Raw genomic sequence first — 16,918 nt, forward strand, 5'->3', positions numbered from 1 at the left:
TGACGGTTCTGGTGTCTGTCAACTACGGTTGACGACATGGTGGTCGTTGTCGTGGGTGCCGGGCCGGTCGGGTTGATGCTGGCGTCGGAGCTTTCCCGGTCGGGCGTACGCCCTCTGGTGCTGGAGGCGTTGCCGTCACCGAGCCTTTCGCTGAAGGCCAACGGGGTGGTCGGGCGTTCAGTGCCGCTGCTGTACGAGCGGGGTCTCTTTCCCCGCCGGGGGCCGGCGCCGCGCTTCATGTACGGAGGATTTCCGCTGGACCTGCGCCGGCTGCGCGACAACCCGGTGTACGTGCAGCCGGTGCCGCAGCGGGAGCTCGAGTCTCTGCTCGCCTCGCGGGCTGGCGTGCCTGTCCATCGCGGGCACACGGTTGTCGCCCTTCGTCCGTCGTCGGACCGTGTGTTGGTCTCGGTCGAGGGGCCGTCGGGTCCCTACACGGTGGACGCCTCGTACGTCGTGGGCTGCGACGGTGCGCACAGCATGATGCGGAAGGCGGCCGGTCTCGGGTTCCCGGGTGTGTCGGACGACCGGGTGGTGTCCCGGAGCGCGCACGTGGTGCTGCCGTTGACGTTCTTCCGGCGGCGCCTTCGGGGGCCGGGCGGTCCGTACCGGCCGTACCTGTTCCACCGCACGCCGCAGGGGGTGTTCTCGTTCGCGCGGTTCGGTCGCGGGCCGCACCTGGTGACGACGCTGGAGTGGGACGCGACGGTGGACGAGACCGTGCCGGTGACGGTCGACGAGGTGCGGCAGAGCCTGGGGCGGGTGCTGGGCCGGTCGGTCAGGTTCGCTGCCCCGGCCGGTCCTGGGCCACATGTGTTGCGCCGGTCGACCGCGCGGCAGAACCGGCTCGCCTCGTCGTACGCGTCCGGGCGGGTGCTGCTCGCCGGGGACGCCGCGCATGTCGTGGCGGGTTTCGGTGGACCGTTGCTCAACCTCGGGCTGCTGGACGCGGTCGACCTGGCGTCGCGGCTGGCCCGTGACGACGTCTCCGGCTACGACGCGGCGCGGCGGCCGTGGGCGGAGCGGGTGCTGGCCTCGTCGGCGGAGCAGGCCGCGTTGCTGTCACCGGGTGCGGAGACGGATGCGCGGCGGGCGGAGTTCGCCCGCTACCTCGCCTTGCCCGAGGGGCTGAAGCGGGTCGCGGACACGATCGCCGGCGGCTGACTTTTGTCGTACCCCTGGGGCATTCTGGCTCTCGAAGGTGCTGAGGGGAGATTGTGATGATCGGAAAGCTGGAGGCCGTGGTGCTCGACACGGCCGACATCGCCGGCCTGTCGGCGTTCTACCAGGGCCTGGCCGGCTGGAAGGAGACCCGCGTCGGCGACGACTGGATCACCCTCCGCACGCCGGAGGGCTGGCGAGTCGACCTCCAGGCGGCCCCCGATCATCGACCGCCACTATGGCCGGGCCAGGAGCTCCCGCAGCAGGCGCATATGGACCTCCGCGTCCCCGACCTGGAGGCCGGCGTGGCGCTGGTGGTCTCCTTGGGCGGCAAGCTGCTACGCCGCAACGAAACCTGGCACACGGTCGCCGACCCGGCCGGCCACCCGTTCGACCTATGCCTGCGCGCCGACGACCCCGCCACCACGCTGGTGGGCGTGATGCTCGACTGCCCGGACGCTCGCGCCTTGACCGCCTTCTACGTGGAGCTACTGGGCAAGCCGATCACGTACGAGGCCGAAGGAATGGCAATGATCGGCGAGGAAGGCGCACAGCCGGTGATGTTCCAACAGGTGCCCAACTATGTGGCGCCGCGCTGGCCAGACCCGGCCTATCCGCAGCAGGTCCACCTGGACATCCTGGTCGACGACCTGGACGCGGGGGAGCGAGCAGCGGTGGCCCTAGGCGCGACGCTGCTGTCGGCGAGCAACAAAAGCTTCCGCGTCTTCGCGGACCCGGCCGGCAAACCCTTCTGCCTAAACCTCCCGGAATAGCCGGGTAGGTCGGCTCGGCGGCGGGCACAAGGCTTCGCCGACCTGAGGGCAAGCCGTGCTGCCTCTCGCGGACTAGCGGGGGAGCATCCGGCCGGCGGAAGGGTTTGCCGACCTGGCGGGCGAGCCCTTCTGGCTGAACCTCCCGGAGTGGCCGTGGGATGTCCGGCTGGCGGCCGGTAGAAGGAGTGACGGGGTTGCCAAGCGCGTGAGGCGATGATCGTTCGCGGCCCAGGCTGTTGCGGTCGAGTGCGGCTCGTCGGTGATCTTGTTTGCGCGGATCACTCGGGTCGTGGGGTCCGGGCTGTCCGGGTTGACCAGGCGGTCGGTGAGCAGGAAACCGGGCAGTCCGAAGCGGTCGCCGTGTTCGTGTTCGGTTAGCACGAGCGTGCCGCCACGCGCGGCGGGCGGCCATCCGTTTTCCAGGGCATAGCCGATGGTCGCGCGCACGTCGGACGCCGTCGGGTAGGCGTCGTCGCCGTCGCACTCGCCCCACGGCGGCGGCCAGGTGGCCGAGAGGAGGTCCGCTTGCAGTGCCCGGCCGGTCTTGCCGGCACCCCAAGCCCGCACCCGGATGCAACGGTGGCATGCGCCGTTGCCCTGGACGCACCGGATCCGCGCGCGCCACGTGAAGCTCTGCCCGCCGAAATGCAGCCGCCGCAACCGGATCCACACGTGGTCCGCACCTCCTGTCACCGGGCAGACTACGGGGCCCGCTTAGGCAGCCGCATCGATATTCAGAGCGTGGCCGTGAGGAGGCGGACGCCGGCGGTGAGGGCGGCGCGCGGGTTGGCGCGCCAGTCCGGGGTCGGTGGTGTCAGCGCTGTCGAGAATGGATAGCGGTCGCGCAGGTCCGGCACGTGTGTCTGGATCGCCGTGGCTCGGGCCAGCCACTCGTCGGCGCCGTCCGACGACATCCGCTGGTAGGCGGCGGTGGTCGAGGCGGTGGCCCGCACTGTCGCGTACAGCATCGTGACCGCCGTCGAGCGGCGGTCGGCGGGGACCTGCCAGGTCGCGAGGATTTCCGCCAGGCGTTCCAGCCAGTCCTGCTCGTTGGGGCCCTGGCTGGCCTGCGACCAGTTGCGCTCGGTCAGCCACGGATGGGCCAGATAAACGTCGAACAGCGCGGACGACCATGCCAGCAGTGCGTCCGTCAGCGACGACGGCGGGTCCGGCCACGTCGGCATTGCGCTGGCCTGGTCCTGCATCAGGGCGAGCAGGTTCTCCTTGGTGCCCACGTACGGGTAGAGCGCCATCGCGGTCTTGCCCAGTCGGGCCGCGACCGCTCGCGTGGACACTGCCTCCAGGCCGGAGGCGTCGGCGAGGGCGATGCCGACCCCGACGATCTCGTCGAGGTCGAGCTGCTGGGCGGGGCCGCGGCGCGGGGTGGGCACTGTGGCGCCCCGGTGCCGCCACAGCCGGCGGACGTGCGCGTCGATGTCCGGATCCATAGTCCTTACAGTGTATAGTGTTTTCATGGCTACCGCACGAATGCACGACGACACCACGATCGACGTGTCGGTCCGCGGCGAAGGACCGGCCGTCCTGCTCCCCGTCAGCACCACGGTGATCGAGGGCGAGGCCGCCGAGCAGATGCGCGCCTGGGGCGTCGACCCGGCCCTCGGGCACACCCTCGCCACCGGCCTGGCCGAGGCCGGCTTCCGCGTGGTCACCGCCGACTACGAGGGCCATCTGACCGACCACCCCAAGCCCGACACCCTGACCGCCGACGCCGTCGCAGCGGACCTGCTCGCCATCGCCAGCGCGGCGGGTGCCGATCGGTTCGCCTACTACGGCTACTCCTGGCTCGCCCTCGCCGGCCTGCAGCTCGCGTTGCGCACCGACCGGCTCACCGCCCTGGTCATGGGCGGCTACCCGCCCCTCGGCGGCCCCTACGCCGCGATGCGGGGCGTCACCGCCGCCGCGCACCGGATGGCCGTCGCGAACGAGGGCAAGCAGTTCGCCGAGGCCGAGCCCGGCGACTGGGACACCGCCGAGGTCACCCGGCGGCCTGACCAGACCGCGCAGTACGTCACGCTCTACGAGTCCCTTCGGGACTTCGACGAGCGAGCTGCCCTGAAAACCCTGACCGTCCCACGCCTGGCCTTCGCCGGCGCCGACGACAACATCACCTACGGTCCGAAGTGGGACGACGCCCACGTCGCGATCGGTGAGCCGCTCGCCCGGCACCGCGCGGAGCTCGAAGCGAGCGGCTGGACGGTGGAGGTGATCCCCGGCGCCGACCACCTGAGCGCCATGCGACCCGAGACGGTCCTGCCGATCCTCGCACCATGGCTGGCCGGCGCGCAGGCCGCGCGGCCGCACGTCTGAACGCCTTCGGGAGGCGTCAGGTCGTGGCGGGGTGCCGGCGGCCGGCTGCGATCCGAGGTGGTCCTGCCGCTTCTCGCGCCGGGGCGCAGGCCGCGGGGCTCCACGTCTGACGGCCTTCGGGAGGCGTCAGGTCGTGGCGGGGTGCCGACGGCCGCCTGCGATCCGAGGTGGTCCTGCCGCTTCTCGCGCCGGGGCGCAGGCCGCGGGGCTCCACGTCTGACGGCCTTCGGGAGGCGTCAGGTCGTGGCGGGGTGCCGACGGCCGCCTGCGATCCGAGGCGGTCCTGCCGCTCCTCGGGCCAGGGCACAGGCCGTGCGGCTCGACGTCTGAACGCCGGCGGCATCAGGCAGTTTCTGGCGATCGTCACGCCGTGGTTGGGCCACCCAGCCGCCGCCGGATCGCGGACTGGAAGTTCGGGCAACTGGTCAGGTCGTCGGCCGGGCAGCGTGCCCCGTGGTCCAGGGCGTCGCGGGCCGTCGTGAGGGCGCGGATCTGCGCGTCGACCGCATCTCGGTGGGCGCGCAGGGCCGCCCGCCGGGCCGGGCCGGGAGCACCGAGGATGTCCCGGATGTCGGCCAGCCCGAGCCCGGCCTCCTTGGCGAGCAGGATCGCGCCGATCCGTTCCGCGTCGGCCTCCGTGTAGCGCCGCCGCCCGGCGGTGGTCCGGGTCGGGCGCAGTAGGCCCATCTCCTCCCAGTGCCGCAGCACGTGGGTGGCCAGTCCGAACCGGGCGGCGAGGTCCCCGATCGCGACGGTTGACTTCAGGTCGACCTGAACTCGCATGCTCACCATCATGACGATCCCCACCGGCTTCTTGAACGCCCTGGACAGCTTCGAGACTCTGCCGGCCGCCGCACGGCTCCGCGTCCACAGCTACGAACTGCTCGCGTTGAACAAAGGCGATCGGGTCGTCGACGTCGGCTGCGGCACCGGGCGGGCGGCCGCGGAGCTCGCCGCACGGCACGCCATCGCGACCGGCATCGACCATCACCCGGCCATGGTCGAGGTCGCCCGCGGGCGCCACCCGGACGGCGACTACCGCGTCGGCGACGCGCACCGCCTGCCGTTCGCGGACGGAGAGCTGCACGGCTACCGCACCGACAAGGTGCTGCACGACCTGACCGACCCGCACCTGGCCCTCCACGAGGCCCGGCGCGTGCTGAGTAGGAACGGCCGGCTCGTCGTGGTCGACCTCGACTGGGACGCGATCAGCATCGCCAGCGACGACCCGGAACGGACCCGCGCGGTCGTCCACCGCCGCACCGACAAGCTGGCCGCCGGCTTCGCCGCACGGCAGGCACCGGAGATCCTCCGCGCGCTGGGCTTCACCGACGTACACACCACCGCCGAGTCCGAAGTGGTCACCACCCCCGAGCTGGGCGGGCTGTTCCTGAGCCGGATCGCCGGAGACGCCGACGATTGGCTCGCCGGTCAGCGCAACCGCGCCAAGCGCGGCGACCTCCTGCTGGTGATCCCAATCCTGGTCACCGCCGCCACGAGAGCCTAGGAGGTCGCGAGCCGGGCGACCTGCGGCAACAACCAGGGCGCGATCACCTGTTGTACGCCCTCCGGCGTGAAATGCAGCCCGTCGCTGCGCACCCGCACACCGCTGACGTCCCACGCGAAAGCGCCGCCGGGACAGACCACCGCCTGGAGGTCCAGGACCGTCGCGCCACGTCGAGCGGCGGTCGATCGCAGCAGCCGGTTCCAGGCGTCGACCCGCGTGGGCTCGTCCTCCGGCCACAGACCGCCGTCCGGACGTTCGGCCCGCCGGGTGTACGGCGCGGTCAGCACGACCACGCGCGCACCGCGTACGCCGACGATGTCGATCGCGAGGTTGGGCTCACGAAGCAGGTACGCGTCGAACTCCGGCTCACCGACGTGCTGATAGCGGCCGGACAGCTTGCGGTCCATCAGCTCCCACCGGTCCAACAGGATCACCGCGACGTCCGGGTCGTCGGCCGCGATGTTGCGCTTCCACCGTTGGTCCCACGTGGCGCAGCCGGGATAGTTCGGGTGCGGCGAGCCGACGTAGCGCACCTCCGGCAGCCGGGCGATGCCACACCCCGGCACCCCGCGCGCGGTGACCTCGAGTTGGGACTGCTTCGGCAGGTAGGTACCGAGCGACCACGACACCGAGTCGCCCATGAACGCGATCCGGGGCAACGCGCCCGGCGTCCGGCCCGGGCGCTGCACAGGCGGCGTGGCCGAGGCGCTCGGCCCCGGCCGCGTGTCCAACGCGATGACCGGAGAAGGCCGCGCCGGCGGCGGGACCGTGACCACCACCGCCAGCACCGCGGTGGCCAGCACGGCCGTCGCCGCCACCGCACCACCGAGCCGGGGCCGCCGCCGCGTCCAGCGCGCTGTCCGCAGAGGCCGCTCGACCAGCAGGTACGAGGCCGTCGCGACCAGGAACACGGCGGCCAGCCGGACCCCGAGCAGCGCCGACCCGCTCAGCCCGGTGCGGGAAGACGTAAGCCAGCCGAACAGCGGCCAGTGCCACAGATAGAGCCCGTACGAGATCCGCCCGACCACGACCAGCGGCAGGAACCCGAGCACCCGGGCGGTCGGCGAGCGCGGACTGACCACGGCATGCGCGATCACCGCCGCGGTGGCCAGCGCCACCAACGTGAGCCCGAACCGGTACAGCCAGGGATCCCCGCCGCCGGCCGTGGCCCAGAAGAGCCCGGTGACCGCCACGCCGAGCACGGCAAGAGACCCGAGCACCGGGTGCCGCCCCGAAGCACGCCGGCCGGTCAGCAGCACCGCGAGCCCACACCCGACCAGCAGCGTCACCGCCCGCGTGTCAGTGCCGTAGTAGACCCGGTCCACGTCGGAAGGAGCGAACAACAGAAAAGAAGCAAGACCGGAGGCGATCGCGCCAAAGAGACAGACCCCGAGCAGCACCAGCCGGGTGCGCCGCCCCCGTGCCACCGCCACCGCAAGAATGAACACCAGTGGCCAGAGCAGGTAGAACTGCTCCTCGATCCCCAGCGACCAGGTGTGCTGGAGCGGCGAGAGAGCACCGGTCGCGGCGAAGTAGTCGCCGTCCCGGAACATCATTCGCCAGTTGGCCAGGTAGGCGACGGACGCGAGCGAGTCGAGCCGCAGCGCGGGAAGCTCGGTCGGCGGCAGCAGCCACCGGGACACCACCGCCACGGTGGCCAGCACGAGCAGCAGCGCGGGCAGCAACCGCCGTGCCCGGCGGCCCCAGAAGGCGACCAGGTCCGTGCGGCCCGTCGCTGACCGCTCGACGAGCAGCAACGAGGTGATCAGGAAGCCGGACAGCACGAAGAACGCGTCGACGCCGAGGAAGCCGCCCGGCAGTGCCGCCACTCCACCGTGGAACAGCAGCACCGCCAGGACGGCGCAGGCCCGGACCCCGTCGAGCGCAGGTTGGTACGGAAGGCGCGCCCCGGACATATCCCACTAAAACTACCGGGGCGCGCGTTCCCTGGTCAGCGTCGTGCGCGAACCGCTGCCGCCAACTCGTCGAGCAGGGCGGCGGTGGTGTCCCAGTCGATGCACGCGTCCGTCACCGACTGGCCGCGCACCATCGAGGACCCGCCCAGGTCCTGCCGGCCGGCGACCAGGAAGCTCTCCATCATCACGCCGGCGATGCCGCGCTCGCCGGCCGCCAGTCGGGCCGCGATGTCGCGTACGACGCCGGGCTGCCGGTTGTGGTCCTTGCCGCTGTTGCCGTGGCTGGCGTCGATCATCAGCCGCCGCGGCAGATCAGCCTTCTCCAGCGAGGCAAGCGCGTCCGAGACGTGCGCTGAGGAGTAGTTCGGGCCGCTCGCGCCACCGCGCAGCATCAGGTGCACGTCCGGGTTGCCGCTGGTGGTGACCAGGGCGGCGATCCCGTCCAGGTTGATGCCCATGAAAACGTGGCTGGCCGCCGCGGCGCGGATCCCGTCGACCGCGTCGCCGACGTCGCCCGAGGTGGAGTTCTTGATCCCGATCGGCATCGACAGGCCGCTGCACAACTGCCGGTGGGTCTGGCTGGCCGCCGTGCGCGCGCCGATCGAGCCCCAGCTCACGATGTCGGCGATGAACTGCGGGGTGATCGGGTCGAGGAACTCGCAGCCGACCGGCAGGCCCAGCGCCGAGACGTCGAGGAGGAGTTGGCGGGCCAGCCGCAGCCCGCGGTTGACGTCGAAGCCGCCGGACAGGTCCGGGTCGTTGATCAGACCCTTCCACCCGACGGTGGTACGCGGCTTCTCGAAGTAGGTCCGCATGACCACCCGGATATCGCCGGACAGGCGGGAGGAAACCGCGGCCAGGCGCGAGGCGTACTCCAGGGCGGCGTCCGTGTCGTGAATCGAGCACGGCCCGACGATCACCAGCAGGCGGTCGTCACGGCCGTCGAGAATGTCGACAACCTCGGCCCGGCCGCGGCTGACCACGTCGGCGACCTCAGGGGAGACCGGGAACTCGTGGCGCAGCAGAGCAGGGGAGATCAGCGGGCTCATGCGGGCGATGCGGGCATCGTCGAGCGCCGCGGCGGTGACAGACATGGCGTCCTCTCATGGGCGAGCCGCCCCGGGACGCGTGCCGAGCCGGCTCAGGAATCCGGCTCAGGGGTGAAGGTCAGCGCGGCGAATCGCCCGCCGACCCATTCCGGGCCGGGGGTATAAACCGATACCAGCGCTGCACGGGCGCAACCTTAGCAGGCTTCCGCGCGTTCTGGTGTGGGCCGGGCCACGCTGAGTCAGCTCTGCGACAGCGCCTGACTCGCCCGCCTAAGAGGCACTACATCCTATTCGTCCGGTTAAGCCGTACTCTCTTCCCCGAACGAGCGACCTTCGGGGAAGGAATGAACATGATGAGGTCGGTTACCGACGCGCGCGACGTGGTCGTCACCGGCATGGGGTTCTGTCTGCCGGGCCTCGGCCGGGCGTCGATCACCACCCAGGACGTCTGGGAGATCGTGTCCCAGGGCAAGACCGCGATCTCGTCCCGTGACGACGGCGTCTACTACGGCTCCGTCGACCTGTCCGCGGAGACCTTCGCCGAGTACTTCCCGGAGATCCCGGGCATCTTCGCCGCACACTTCACCGACACGCACCGCTTCGGGCTGATGTCGTTCCTGGAGGCGTGCACAGACGCGAAGCTCGACGTGCGGGCCGGCGCCCTGACCAACGCCGGCATCCTGGTCGGGCGCGGCGGCGTCGACACCAACATCGCCGGCTACCTCAAGGTGCTCAACACCGAGATCGGCGACCTGAACATCATCGAGGCGACCTCGCTCTTCATCGAGAGCTCGATCGCCGTCACCTCCTCGGACGTGGCGCTGGCCCAGTCGGCCTTCGCCCGCACCACCGGGCCCTGCTACACCGCCAACGCCGGCTGCTCCTCGTCCTCCGTGCAGATCAACAACGCCCGCCTGCTGATCAACAGCGGCGCGTCCGACGTGATCGCCGTGACCGGCGTCGACAACTTCTACTACCCGCTGCTCAAGAAGGTCTTCGACCTGGTCAAGATGGTCCAGGACCAGGGCGAGGACACCCGTCCGACCAACGCGCTGCCGGACGAGCCGATCGAGTTCGATCGCCTGATGCGCCCGTACGACCAGCGCCAGGGCTGCGTCAACTACGGCGAGGGATCGGTCTCGCTGATCCTGGAGAGCCGTGAGCACGCCGAGCGGCGCGGCGCGGCGATCTACGGCCAGGTGCTCAACCAGGCGATCACCCGCGACGGCCTGCCCCACCCGCTGGCCAGCGACCAGGACGGCGGCGGCCTCGTCGCGGCGGTCCGGCAGGCACTCGGCGACCGGCCGATCGAGCAGGTCAAGTACGTGCACGGCGGCAGCGACGGCGGCATGGCACAGCAGGAGGCCGCGGCGATCCGCGCGCTGTTCGGCGACCTCGCCGGCGACCTGCTGATGACCTCGCAGGAGGGCAGCTTCGGCCACAACGGTGCGCCCACCGGCGCCCTCGGCGTCGCACTGACCCTGCTGATGATGAAGAACCGCACGGTCTGCCCGACCGCCAACTGCGAGCGGCCGCTGGACTTCCTGCCCTTCGACCCGGTGCCCGGTTTCCAGAGCGTCCCGCTGGCCTTCGACCACGCGCTCAGCTTCACCTACCAGCTGGGCGGCGTGCAGAGCGCCATCCTGCTCGGCAGCCCCGACGCCCTGTAACCCCTTTCAAGAAGAGGAACAGCTTTCGTGGAACACGAGCACATCGCGATCGTCGGGATCGGCTGCCGGTTGCCCGGCGACGTCGACTCGCCGGCCGCCCTGTGGCGACTCCTCGCCGACGGCCGCGACGCCGTCGGCCCGTTCCCGGCGGGCCGACCGTCGCCGGGCGCCGCGACGCCACCCGACGGCGGCTGGCTGACCGACGTGACCGGGTTCGACGCCGACTTCTTCGGCGTCTCCCGCCGCGAGGCCGACGTGCTCGACCCGCAGCACCGGCTGATGCTGGAGGTGGTGTGGGAGGCGTTCGAGCATGCCGGCCTCCCGCCCGACGGGCTGTCCGGCGAGTCGACCGGCGTCTACCTCGGGCTCAGCTACGACGAGTACATGCAGCGCCTGGCCGGTCAGCCGGAGGAGCTGGCCGGCGGGATCCTGACCAACGGGCACTGCGTGGCCGCCGGGCGAATCTCGTACCTGCTCGGCCTGCACGGTCCCGCCGTCACCGTCGACACCGCCTGCTCGTCCGGCCTGGTCGCGGTGCACCAGGCCGCGCAGGCGCTGCGCGACCGGGAGTGTGACCTGGCGGTCGCCGGCGCCGTCAACCTGATCGTCGACGAACGCACGACCCGCGAGTTCACCCGGTTCGGCATGCTCTCCCCGACGGGCCGGTGCCGGGCGTTCGACACGCAAGCCGACGGCTTCGTGCGCTCCGAGGGCGCCGGCGCGGTCGTCCTCAAGCGGCTCGGCGACGCGCTGCGTGAAGGCGATCGGATCCTGGCCGTGGTACGCGGCTCGGCGGTCAACCAGGACGGCCGCTCCGACGGACTGAGCGCGCCGTCGGCCGAGGCGCAGGAGCAGGTCTACCGGGCGGCGCTGGTCCGGGCCGGCCTTGACGCCAGCCAGATCGGCTACGTCGAGGCGCACGGCACCGGCACCCGGCTCGGCGACCCGACAGAGCTGTCCAGCCTGACCCGGGTGTACGGGGGCCAGGGCCGGGCGGTCGCGGTCGGCTCGATCAAGACCAACATCGGGCATCTCGAACCGGCCGCCGGCATCGTCGGCCTGATCAAGACCGTGCTGTCGCTGGACTACGGCCTCATCCCGGGCAACCTGCACTTCACCGGCTGGACCCCGGGCACCGACCCGTCGGCCGCCGGTCTGTTCGTGCCGACCGGCACCACCCGCTGGCCGGACGGCGCCGCCGTGCGCCGGGCCGCGGTCTCCTCGTTCGGCTTCTCCGGCACCAACGCGCACGTCGTACTCGAAGAGGCGCCGAACCTGCCGTCGGCCCCGGCCGTGCCCCGGCCGACCGTCGAGCCCGAGGTCGTGGTGATCCCGGCCGGCTCGCGCGGGGCGCTGCCCGCCGCGGCCGCGCGGGTCGCCGACTGGCTCGACGGCGACGGGCGCGACGTGCCGCTGCGCGACATCGCGCACACGTTCGCGCTGCGCCGCGGCGCCGGGCGTGGTCGGCTCGGCGTCGTCGCCACCGACACCGAGGAGCTTTCGGACCGGCTGCGGGCGTACGCGGCCGGCCACGTCGACCCGGCCGTGGTCGACGGCGAGGTGCACAGCGGCGTCGTACGCGGCGCGGTCTGGGTGTTCTCCGGTCAGGGTTCGCAGTGGCCCGGCATGGGCCGCGAGCTGCTGGCCGCCGAGCCGGCCTTCGCCGCCAGCCTGACCCGCACCGACGCGCTGATCGGCACCGAGGCCGGCTTCTCCGTGCTCGACGTGCTGCGCTCCGGCCAGCCGGTATCCGGCTGCGGCTTCGTACAACCGGTGCTGTTCGCCGTCCAGGTCGCGCTTGCCGATCTGTGGCGCTCCTACGGCGTCAGCCCCGCCGGCGTGATCGGCCACTCGATGGGCGAGGTCGCGGCCGCGGTCGTGGCCGGCGCCCTCTCACTCGCCGACGGCGTCGCGGTCATCTGTCGCCGCTCGGCCCTGCTGGAGCGGATCGCCGGCGCCGGCGCGATGGCCAGTGTCGGGCTCGGCCGCTCGCAGGTCGAGGCGGACATCGCCGCGGCCGGCGCGGGCGAGGTCGTGTCCGTCGCGGTGGTGGCCGCATCGGCCAGCACCGTGATCGCCGGCGACGACGAGTGGGTGCGGCTGCTGGTCGACTCCTGGGACGCCGAAGGCGTGCCGGCCCGGCTGGTCGCCGTCGACGTCGCTTCACACTCGCCGCAGGTCGACCCGCTGCTCCAGGACCTCGACGCGGCGCTCAAGGACCTGCGGCCGCGCGAGCCCGTCGTGCCGTTCTACTCCACCGTGCTCGACCCGCGCTCGGAGCAGCCGGCGTTCGACGCCGACTACTGGTGCCGCAACCTGCGCCAGCCGGTGCGCTTCTCGGCCGCGGTCTACGCCGCGGCGGCCGACCGGCACCAGGTGTTCCTCGAGGTCTCGCCCCACCCGGTCGTCGCCGCCGCGGTGCGCGACAACCTGTCGCCCGAGGCCGTCGTGGTTGGCACCCTGCGCCGCGAGGAGCCCGAGCTTCCGACGTTCCGCACGTCGCTGGCCGCGCTGCACTGCGCGGGCGTTCCGGTCGCCTGGTCCGTCCTGTACGGCGACGCCGAACTCGCCGACCCGCCGGCCATCACCTACGACCGTCGCCGCCACTGGGTCGACGTCTCACCGGTCGCCCCTGCGGCGGCCCCGGTCGGCCTGCCCGGCGTGCACGCCGAGGTCGCCGGCGACCCGGTGCGGCACACCTGGGTCGGCGACGCCGGGCTGCTCGCGTGTGCGTTCCTGGCCGACCACCGGGTGCACGACGAGCCGGTGCTGCCGGGTGCGGCGTTCCACGCGCTGGCGCTGAGCGCCGCCTGCGCGGTGTTCGCCGCGCCGGCAGACGAGGTGTCGGTCGAGAACCTGACGTTCCGCGAGTTGCTGCGGCTCGCGGACCACACCGAGGTCAGCACCACCGTGACGGTGATCGGGCCGGACCGGGCCGAGTGCGAGATCTTCGCCCGCGGCGCCGACGGCGCGTGGGTCCAGCATGCCGGCGCGGTGCTGCGCTCTGGCCGGTCCGCCGCTGCTCCTGACGCGGTGCCGATGTGTGACGTGCCTTCCGACAGCGACGCGCTGTATGCGGCCATGCGGTCGCGCGGCATCGAACACGGTCCGGCGTTCGCCGGGCTGAGCGGGCTGACCCGGTCCGCGGACGGTTCCGCCGCGCGGGCCGTCATCGTCCCGCCGCTCGCCGCGGTGGGAGCACTCGCGATCCACCCGGTGCTGCTCGACCTGTGTGCGCAGCTCCTGGTCGCGACCGTGCTCGACGTCCCGGGCCAGGGACTGGTGCTGCCGGTCGGCATCGCCCGCGTCGCCGTGACCGGCGACCTGTCGCAAGCCGCCTTCGCCGAGGCCCGGCTGGACTCGTCGGACGACGAAGGGTTCGCGGGCGACGTCGTGCTCCGCGACGGCGCCGGCGCCGCCGTGCTGACCGTCGCCGGGCTGCGGTGCGTGCGCCAGCGCGTGCCCGCCTCGGCGGCCGACCGACCGGAGTCCTGGCTGATCGAGTCGCACTGGGTGCCGGCACCACCGGTGTCCGGTGCGGTGGTCGGCCGGGTGCTGCTGCTCGGCGAGGGCGGCGGCGCCGTGCTGCCGGTCGCGGCCGCGCTGCGGTCCCGCGGTGCCGCGGCCGACGTGGTGGACGTGCCGCTCGACGAGCCGGTGCACGGCCTGCTAGGCGGTGTGCTGCCGGGCGTGGTCGCGCTGGTCTGCGGCTCCGCCGTGGCCGCCGGCGACGCCGCGCTCGACCGGACCCGACGGGTGGTCGCCGTGGCCCAGGCGCTGTGCACCGAAGCGGTGCCGCCCCGGCTGGTGCTGGTCACCGGGGGAGCCCTGGACGAGGCGGCGCTGCGCGGCGTCGTCCGGGTGCTCGCGATCGAACACCCGGAGCTGCGGGCCACGCTGGTCGACTCGACCGACGCGGACCTGCTCGCCGCGGAGCTGCTGGCCGACGGTGCGGACGACGAGGTCCGGCACCGGGCGGGGGAGCGGTCGGTGGCCCGGCTGGCGTACGCGCCGGTCCCCGAGACGTCCTTCGTGGACGTCCGCTGCGGCGTCGACGGATTCCGGCTGCGTGCCGGCCGCCTGGGCGACCTGTCTGGGCTGGAGCTGGCGGCCTGCCACCGGCGCAGGCCCGGGCCGGGCGAGGTGGAGATCCAGGTGACCGCGGCCGGGGTCAACTTCCGCGACGTGCTCACCGTCCTCGGCCTGCTGGGCCATCCAGAGTCCTCAGCCTCCGGGACGCTGGCGCGTCCCGAAGCCTTCCGGTCACCGGGCGACGGCCACGACGTCCGCTACCGCATCGGCTTCGAGTGCGCGGGCGTGGTCAGCGCCGTCGGCTCCGGTGTGCCGCTCGCCGTCGGCGAGACGGTGCTCGCGGTCGACCTGCGTGGCGGCGCGTTCGGCTCCTTCCTGACGGTGCCGGCGACCGCGGTGGCCCGGATGCCGGGCGGGCTCGATCCGGTGGTCGCGGCCGGACAGCTCACCGGCTACCTGACCGCCTGGTACGCGCTGCGACACGTCGCCGGGGTGCGCTCCGGCGAGCGGGTGCTGATCCACAGCGGCACCGGCGGCACCGGCCTCGCCGCGATCGCGGTGGCCCGCCGGCTCGGCGCGACCGTGCTGGCCACGGCGGGCACGCCGGAGAAGCGGGCCCGGCTGCGCGAGCTCGGCATCGCGACGGTGATGGACTCGCGATCGCTGGACTTCGCGGCCGAGACGCTGGCCGCGACCGGCGGCGAGGGCGTCGACGTCGTGCTCAACTCCCTCGCCGGACCGGCGATCCGGGCCGGCCTGTCGACCCTGCGGCCGTTCGGCCGGTTCGTGGAGCTCGGCGTGCGGGACATCCTCGCCGACCGTGCCATCGGCCTGGCGCCGCTGCGGCACAACATCACCTTCAGCACGGTCGACCTGATCGAGCTGCAGAACCGGCGCCCGGACGTGTTCGCGACGGTGCTCCGGGAGGTGCTGACCGGGCTCGCCGACGGATCCCTGCCGCCGTTGCCCGTGCGGTCGTACCCGCTGACCTCGGCGACCGACGCGCTGCGGACGATGGCCGCGGCGGCGCACCAGGGCAAGCTGGTCCTGACCGTGCCGGGCTCCGGGACGGTGCGGGCGGCGCGCCCCGACGGGCCGCCGGTGCGGCCGGACGGGTCGTACATCATCACCGGCGGCCTGACCGGCGTCGGTCTGGCAACGGCGTCCTGGCTCGCGTCCCGCGGCGCCGGTCACCTGGTGCTCAACGGCCGGCGGGCGCCCTCCACGGAAGCGGCGGCCACGATCGCTTCGCTGCGGGCGGCCGGCACCCGGGTCACGGTGATCCGTGGTGACATCGCCTCGCCGGGCACCGCGGACGCGCTGGTGACGGCGGCGACCGCGTTCAACCGACCGCTGCGCGGCGTGCTGCACGCGGCGATGGTGCTCGCCGACGCGGCGCTGCTCACGGTGGCGGACGACCAGTTCGACACGGTCTGGCGGCCGAAGGTGGTCGGCGCCCGGGCGCTGCACACCGCGGTCACCGGGCACCGACCTGACTGGTTCGTGGTGTTCTCCTCCATGGCCTCGCTGATCGGCAACGCCGGCCAGACGGTGTACGCGGCGGCGAACTCGTGGCTCGACGGCTTCGCCGAATGGCGCGCGGCCCAGGGCCTGCCGACGCTGGCGGTCAACTGGGGCCCCTGGGGTGAGACGGGCGCGGCGACCGACTTCGCGGCGCGCGGCTACACCACGATCGGCACGTCCGACGGCTTCGACGCACTGTCCACATTGCTGACCCACGACCGCGTGCGCACGGGGGTCATCCCGGGTCCGCCGTCGACCTGGGTGCCGGCACCGGACGCGCCGTTCTTCGGCTCGCTCCTATCACCAGTGGAGGCCGCGACCGCCGCGGAACCGACCACCGTGGACGTCCGGGCCGACCTGGCCGCGACACCCGCGGGCCTGGCCCGGCGGACGGCACTGGAGTCGTACGTCGGCGGCCACGTCCAGGCGGTCATGCGGCTGGGCGACAGCGTCCTCGACCCGCAGGTGCCGTTGCGCGCGCTGGGCTTCGACTCGCTGCTGGCGATGGAGCTCCGGGCGCGCCTGGAGGCCGGGCTGGGCGTCAAGCTGGCCGGCAACTTCGTCTGGCAGCATCCGACCCTGGCCGCGCTGGCCGAGGGTCTGGCCGGGCACATGGACCTGGCGCTGGAGGCCGACGAGTAGTCGTCCACCACCAGATCTGCCGCGGCCGGGGCAACGAAGCCCCGGCCGCGGCTTCGTCTTGGGCAAATGCCGTTGCCGCCCGAGCGAAGTGGACCTACTCTGTGCCTCACAGCACGATCGAGGCAGGAGATCCCCGAGATGACGTGGCAGCCCACAGCGCAAGCGACACGGTGTCCGTTGGCGTGCGCCACCGCGGGCCTGCCCTTCGCCGGGCGACCCGCCGCTGGCAATCGGCTATGCCCCGCGGGACAACGGTTGAGCTGAGCACGCCTCGCGCGCTCACGCCGCCGCCCACCCGCATCCTGGGTAGGGCGGC

Annotated in this window: 11 protein-coding genes; 6 read left to right on the forward strand and 5 right to left on the reverse strand. The window is 72.8% G+C overall.

The window, feature by feature from the left end:
* Nucleotides 1–36 precede the first annotated feature (36 nt).
* On the forward strand, nt 37–1,164 hold the full coding sequence (locus BLV39_RS24895; protein WP_090798151.1) for an FAD-dependent monooxygenase: 1,128 nt from the start codon (nt 37–39) through the stop codon (nt 1,162–1,164).
* Between the two features lie 56 nt (nt 1,165–1,220).
* Nucleotides 1,221–1,934, forward strand: coding sequence for a VOC family protein (locus tag BLV39_RS24900; RefSeq protein ID WP_090798154.1), 714 nt, complete (start codon nt 1,221–1,223; stop codon nt 1,932–1,934).
* Nucleotides 1,935–2,006: 72 nt separating this feature from the next.
* Here the strand turns inward: BLV39_RS24900 and BLV39_RS24905 are convergent, their stop codons facing one another.
* On the reverse strand, nt 2,007–2,594 hold the full coding sequence (locus BLV39_RS24905; RefSeq protein WP_176985068.1) for a hypothetical protein: 588 nt from the start codon (nt 2,592–2,594) through the stop codon (nt 2,007–2,009).
* A 74-nt stretch (nt 2,595–2,668) separates the two neighbouring features.
* Nucleotides 2,669–3,382 carry a TetR/AcrR family transcriptional regulator gene (locus tag BLV39_RS24910; protein ID WP_090798157.1) on the reverse strand — a complete coding sequence of 238 codons (714 nt, stop codon included), beginning with the start codon at nt 3,380–3,382 and terminating at the stop codon, nt 2,669–2,671.
* 25 nt (nt 3,383–3,407) lie between these two features.
* Here BLV39_RS24910 and BLV39_RS24915 point away from each other — a divergent pair, with 25 nt between their 5' ends.
* On the forward strand, nt 3,408–4,262 hold the full coding sequence (locus BLV39_RS24915; RefSeq protein ID WP_090798160.1) for an alpha/beta fold hydrolase: 855 nt from the start codon (nt 3,408–3,410) through the stop codon (nt 4,260–4,262).
* A gap of 363 nt (nt 4,263–4,625) precedes the next feature.
* Here the strand turns inward: BLV39_RS24915 and BLV39_RS24920 are convergent, their stop codons facing one another.
* Entirely contained in the window at nt 4,626–5,045 is a 420-nt protein-coding gene (locus BLV39_RS24920; RefSeq protein WP_204082646.1) for a MerR family transcriptional regulator, read from the reverse strand.
* 10 nt (nt 5,046–5,055) lie between these two features.
* Between BLV39_RS24920 and BLV39_RS24925 the strand changes: the two genes are divergently transcribed.
* A complete protein-coding gene (locus BLV39_RS24925; RefSeq protein ID WP_176985069.1) occupies nt 5,056–5,769 on the forward strand; it encodes a methyltransferase domain-containing protein in 714 nt (237 codons plus the stop codon).
* On the opposite strand, the gene BLV39_RS24930 is transcribed toward BLV39_RS24925, so the two are convergent.
* The gene (locus BLV39_RS24930) at nt 5,766–7,685 is read right to left on the reverse strand and encodes an acyltransferase family protein (RefSeq protein WP_090798168.1); all 1,920 of its coding nucleotides are present in this window, start codon (nt 7,683–7,685) and stop codon (nt 5,766–5,768) included. The genes BLV39_RS24925 and BLV39_RS24930 overlap by 4 nt on opposite strands.
* 35 nt (nt 7,686–7,720) lie before the next feature.
* A complete protein-coding gene (locus tag BLV39_RS24935; protein WP_090798170.1) occupies nt 7,721–8,779 on the reverse strand; it encodes a 3-deoxy-7-phosphoheptulonate synthase in 1,059 nt (352 codons plus the stop codon).
* A gap of 305 nt (nt 8,780–9,084) precedes the next feature.
* On the opposite strand from BLV39_RS24935, the gene BLV39_RS24940 reads away from it, so the two are divergent.
* A complete protein-coding gene (locus BLV39_RS24940) occupies nt 9,085–10,404 on the forward strand; it encodes a beta-ketoacyl synthase N-terminal-like domain-containing protein (protein WP_204082645.1) in 1,320 nt (439 codons plus the stop codon).
* 27 nt (nt 10,405–10,431) lie between these two features.
* Nucleotides 10,432–16,602, forward strand: coding sequence for a type I polyketide synthase (locus tag BLV39_RS24945; RefSeq protein ID WP_204082644.1), 6,171 nt, complete (start codon nt 10,432–10,434; stop codon nt 16,600–16,602).
* Nucleotides 16,603–16,918 lie beyond the last annotated feature (316 nt).

Origin of the sequence: Asanoa ishikariensis (assembly GCF_900107455.1) — a bacterium.
GTDB classification, from domain to species: domain Bacteria; phylum Actinomycetota; class Actinomycetes; order Mycobacteriales; family Micromonosporaceae; genus Asanoa; species Asanoa ishikariensis.

Excerpts from the sequence above, each read along its gene's own strand:
- BLV39_RS24940 (WP_204082645.1), top strand. The coding sequence starts at position 9,085 with ATGATGAGGTCGGTTACCGACGCGCGCGACGTGGTCGTCACCGGCATG.
- BLV39_RS24910 (WP_090798157.1), bottom strand. The coding sequence starts at position 3,382 with ATGGATCCGGACATCGACGCGCACGTCCGCCGGCTGTGGCGGCACCGG.
- BLV39_RS24925 (WP_176985069.1), top strand. The coding sequence starts at position 5,056 with ATGACGATCCCCACCGGCTTCTTGAACGCCCTGGACAGCTTCGAGACT.
- BLV39_RS24920 (WP_204082646.1), bottom strand. The coding sequence starts at position 5,045 with ATGCGAGTTCAGGTCGACCTGAAGTCAACCGTCGCGATCGGGGACCTC.
- BLV39_RS24895 (WP_090798151.1), top strand. The coding sequence starts at position 37 with ATGGTGGTCGTTGTCGTGGGTGCCGGGCCGGTCGGGTTGATGCTGGCG.
- BLV39_RS24935 (WP_090798170.1), bottom strand. The coding sequence starts at position 8,779 with ATGTCTGTCACCGCCGCGGCGCTCGACGATGCCCGCATCGCCCGCATG.
- BLV39_RS24900 (WP_090798154.1), top strand. The coding sequence starts at position 1,221 with ATGATCGGAAAGCTGGAGGCCGTGGTGCTCGACACGGCCGACATCGCC.
- BLV39_RS24915 (WP_090798160.1), top strand. The coding sequence starts at position 3,408 with ATGGCTACCGCACGAATGCACGACGACACCACGATCGACGTGTCGGTC.
- BLV39_RS24930 (WP_090798168.1), bottom strand. The coding sequence starts at position 7,685 with ATGTCCGGGGCGCGCCTTCCGTACCAACCTGCGCTCGACGGGGTCCGG.